General features: G+C 36.0%; 3 protein-coding genes and 3 pseudogenes. 4 read left to right on the top strand and 2 right to left on the bottom strand.

Annotated features, from left to right (window positions below; translation table 11 throughout):
* From HMPREF2795_RS08420 to HMPREF2795_RS08430, 3 genes and pseudogenes are all read left to right on the top strand, one after another.
* Window positions 1-287 (top strand): annotated as a pseudogene (locus tag HMPREF2795_RS08420) (ribonucleotide-diphosphate reductase subunit alpha); the annotation flags it as partial.
* Window positions 288-460: 173 nt separating this feature from the next.
* Window positions 461-1423 (top strand): class 1b ribonucleoside-diphosphate reductase subunit beta, encoded by a 963-nt coding sequence (nrdF, locus tag HMPREF2795_RS08425; protein WP_049526102.1) that lies wholly within the window; start codon window positions 461-463, stop codon window positions 1421-1423.
* Window positions 1424-1550: 127 nt separating this feature from the next.
* Complete coding sequence (locus HMPREF2795_RS08430; RefSeq protein ID WP_000917594.1) at window positions 1551-2318, top strand: DeoR/GlpR family DNA-binding transcription regulator; 768 nt, start codon at window positions 1551-1553, stop codon at window positions 2316-2318.
* Window positions 2319-2516: 198 nt separating this feature from the next.
* On the opposite strand, the gene HMPREF2795_RS08435 is transcribed toward HMPREF2795_RS08430, so the two are convergent.
* Complete coding sequence (locus HMPREF2795_RS08435; RefSeq protein WP_025171272.1) at window positions 2517-2693, bottom strand: LPXTG cell wall anchor domain-containing protein; 177 nt, start codon at window positions 2691-2693, stop codon at window positions 2517-2519.
* Window positions 2694-2744: 51 nt separating this feature from the next.
* Window positions 2745-2992: pseudogene (locus HMPREF2795_RS10400) on the bottom strand (IS630 transposase-related protein); the annotation flags it as partial.
* 156 nt (window positions 2993-3148) lie between these two features.
* On the opposite strand from HMPREF2795_RS10400, the pseudogene HMPREF2795_RS10780 reads away from it, so the two are divergent.
* Window positions 3149-3329: pseudogene (locus HMPREF2795_RS10780) on the top strand (ISL3 family transposase); the annotation flags it as partial.

The following is a 3329-nucleotide window of genomic DNA, read 5'->3' on the forward strand; positions in this document are numbered from 1 at the left end:
CTTACTACACTTCTGCTTATGACATGGATATGCGTAAGGTCATTGATGTTTATGCTGCTGCGACTGAGCACGTGGACCAAGGACTTTCACTCACACTCTTCATGCGTAGTGATATTCCAACAGGTCTTTACGAATGGAAGAAAGAAAACAAACAAACGACACGTGACTTGTCTATCCTTCGTAACTATGCCTTCAACAAAGGTATCAAGTCTATCTACTACGTCCGTACCTTTACAGATGATGGTGGAGAAGTCGGTGCTAACCAATGCGAGAGCTGTGTGATTTAATTCAACTCTCAAAAAAATTACATTTACTTAATCCATTAAACGTATTTTGCTGATAAAATCATGTAAGAATTTAAAAGTCGGGCTTCCGACTTTTTGTTCGATTATAGCATAGAATTATGATAAAATAAGAATGATTATGTTATCGCATTACTACACACAGAAAGAGATTTCAAATGAAAACTTACTACAAAGCCATTAACTGGAATGCCATCGAAGATGTCATTGACAAATCAACCTGGGAAAAACTGACTGAGCAGTTCTGGCTCGATACGCGTATTCCCTTGTCAAATGACCTAGATGACTGGAGAAAGCTTTCTAACAAGGAAAAAGACCTTGTTGGTAAAGTTTTTGGAGGTTTGACCCTTCTTGATACCATGCAATCAGAAACTGGTGTTCAAGCCCTTCGTGCTGATATTCGTACGCCTCACGAGGAAGCTGTTTTTAACAATATCCAATTTATGGAATCTGTCCATGCCAAATCTTACTCTTCTATCTTTTCTACCTTGAATACCAAGTCAGAAATCGAAGAGATTTTCGAATGGACCAACACCAATCCATATCTTCAGAAAAAAGCTGAAATTATCAATGAAATCTACCTAAACGGAACTCCACTAGAAAAGAAAGTAGCTAGTGTTTTCCTTGAAACCTTCCTTTTCTACTCTGGTTTCTTCACACCACTCTACTATCTTGGAAACAACAAGTTAGCCAACGTAGCTGAGATCATCAAGTTGATCATTCGTGACGAGTCTGTACACGGAACCTACATCGGCTACAAATTCCAACTTGGTTTCAATGAATTGCCAGAAGATGAGCAAGAAAAACTCAAAGAATGGATGTACGACCTTCTCTATACTCTTTATGAGAATGAAGAAGGCTACACAGAGAGCCTCTATGACGAAGTCGGATGGACTGAAGAGGTTAAAACCTTCCTTCGCTACAATGCAAATAAAGCCCTTATGAACTTGGGGCAAGATCCTCTCTTCCCTGATTCAGCTGACGATGTCAACCCGATCGTTATGAACGGGATTTCAACTGGTACATCAAACCACGACTTCTTCTCTCAAGTTGGTAATGGCTATCTACTTGGTGAAGTTGAAGCTATGCAGGATGATGACTATAACTATGGACTAAATTAATATCTAACCTAAAAAACATCTAAGTTTAATTACAAACTAGATGTTTTTTTTTGTTTATTTTTGTTTTCTTTAAGTTGCTTAGCTGTTTAAAATATGATAAAATAATATTAGATTTGGGGGTGGTTCAATGCTGAAGCAAGAAAAATTAGATACTATTTTAGAAATTGTAAATACAAAAGGAACTATCACTGTTAAAGAGATTATGAATCGCCTTGATATTTCCGATATGACAGCTAGACGATATTTACAAGAGTTAGCGGATAAGGATTTGCTGGTTCGAGTTCATGGAGGAGCTGAAAAACTTCGAACAGGTTCCTTATTAAATAATGAGCGTTCTAACGTTGAAAAACAAGGGCTACAAACAGCAGAAAAACAAGAAATTGCTCGCTTTGCAGGTCACTTAGTTGAAGAAAGAGAAACTATTTTCATTGGTCCAGGTACCACATTAGAATTCTTTGCGCGTGAACTTCCTATCGATAACATTCGAGTTGTTACCAATAGTTTGCCTGTATTTCTCATTCTAAATGAGCGTAAGCTAACTGATCTCATTCTAATCGGTGGTAATTATCGTTCAATTACAGGAGCTTTTGTCGGTACTCTCACTCTTCAAGATATCGCTAGTTTGCAATTTTCAAAAGCCTTCGTTAGTTGTAATGGTATCAAGGATCATGCTATCGCTACTTTTAGTGAAGACGAAGGTGAAGCACAGAAATTAGCACTAGAAAACGCCAATAAAAAATATCTCCTAGCTGACCATAGCAAATTTGATAAATTTGATTTCTTCACATTTTACAATATCTCAGATATCGACACCATTATCACTGATTCAAAATTAAGTGACCAAACACTCCAATCACTGTCTAAACAAACTAAAATTATCAAGTCAAAACCTTAAACTCTACAACTAGTCATAGAATTTAGTAGCTACTACTAATTCCATGGCTAGTTTTTTATTTTTCAAAAATTATAAAAAGTTCTCGAAATGTTTATAGAAATTTACCAAACACAAATATTATAGAACTAAAAAAACCTGAAAGTTATATCTTTCAGGTTTTTTGATTGGAATAATCAACTAATAGAATCGTTAGAAGATTTATTCTTCATCATCACGCTTACGACGTTTAGCCACTAATCCTAATCCAGTTAGACCTGCTACAACTCCAAGGAGAGCATTTGCAGCTGAAGCAGTTTCACCTGTATTTGGTAATTGCTTACGGGCCTTAGTGGTATCAGTTTGAGGAGCTTGACTAGTTGAAGTCGAATGAATCATAGACGCACTTGTTGATGTTGATGCTGATTCAGATGCTGATTCAGATGCTGATTCTGAAGCTATTTCAGTCAAATAAGCATCTGGATTGTCAGTAAGATAGTTTTTGACTCTATCTCTATCAACTTTTCTTGGTTTTGTTCCTTTTACTTGATGGTTTAGCTCTCCTGTTTTCTCATTTAGCTTTAACCAACCATAAATGGTATTACGTGAGATTTGGAAAACGTGTGATGCTTCTGTTATACTACGTGTTCGCTCACAATAAGCGAGAACTTTTTACGAAAATCTATTGAATATGCCATAAGAAGATTATACCACATTGTGTACTGCTTTTGTGACTCTATAATTTCTGTAGTGGGTAAAACCACCATAGGAATTATGGAGTCTATTTTGTTGTAGAAAAAAGTCCCATAAGATCTATAATGAAAAGCGACCAAACCATCATTAGAAAGAATCATATGGAACAATTAAATTTTATCACAAACTTACTCGAAATTAAAGACAAGAACATCATAATCTTGGAATATCTTGATGCTGGAACGCGTAAAGAAATCATCACTAAGCTATAGATTATCCTACTCCTAAGTGTCATCACTGCCTAGGGAAAATGACTAAATATGACTTCCAGAAAGAATCTAA

This window comes from Streptococcus sp. HMSC056C01, assembly GCF_001811305.1.
Lineage (GTDB): Bacteria > Bacillota > Bacilli > Lactobacillales > Streptococcaceae > Streptococcus.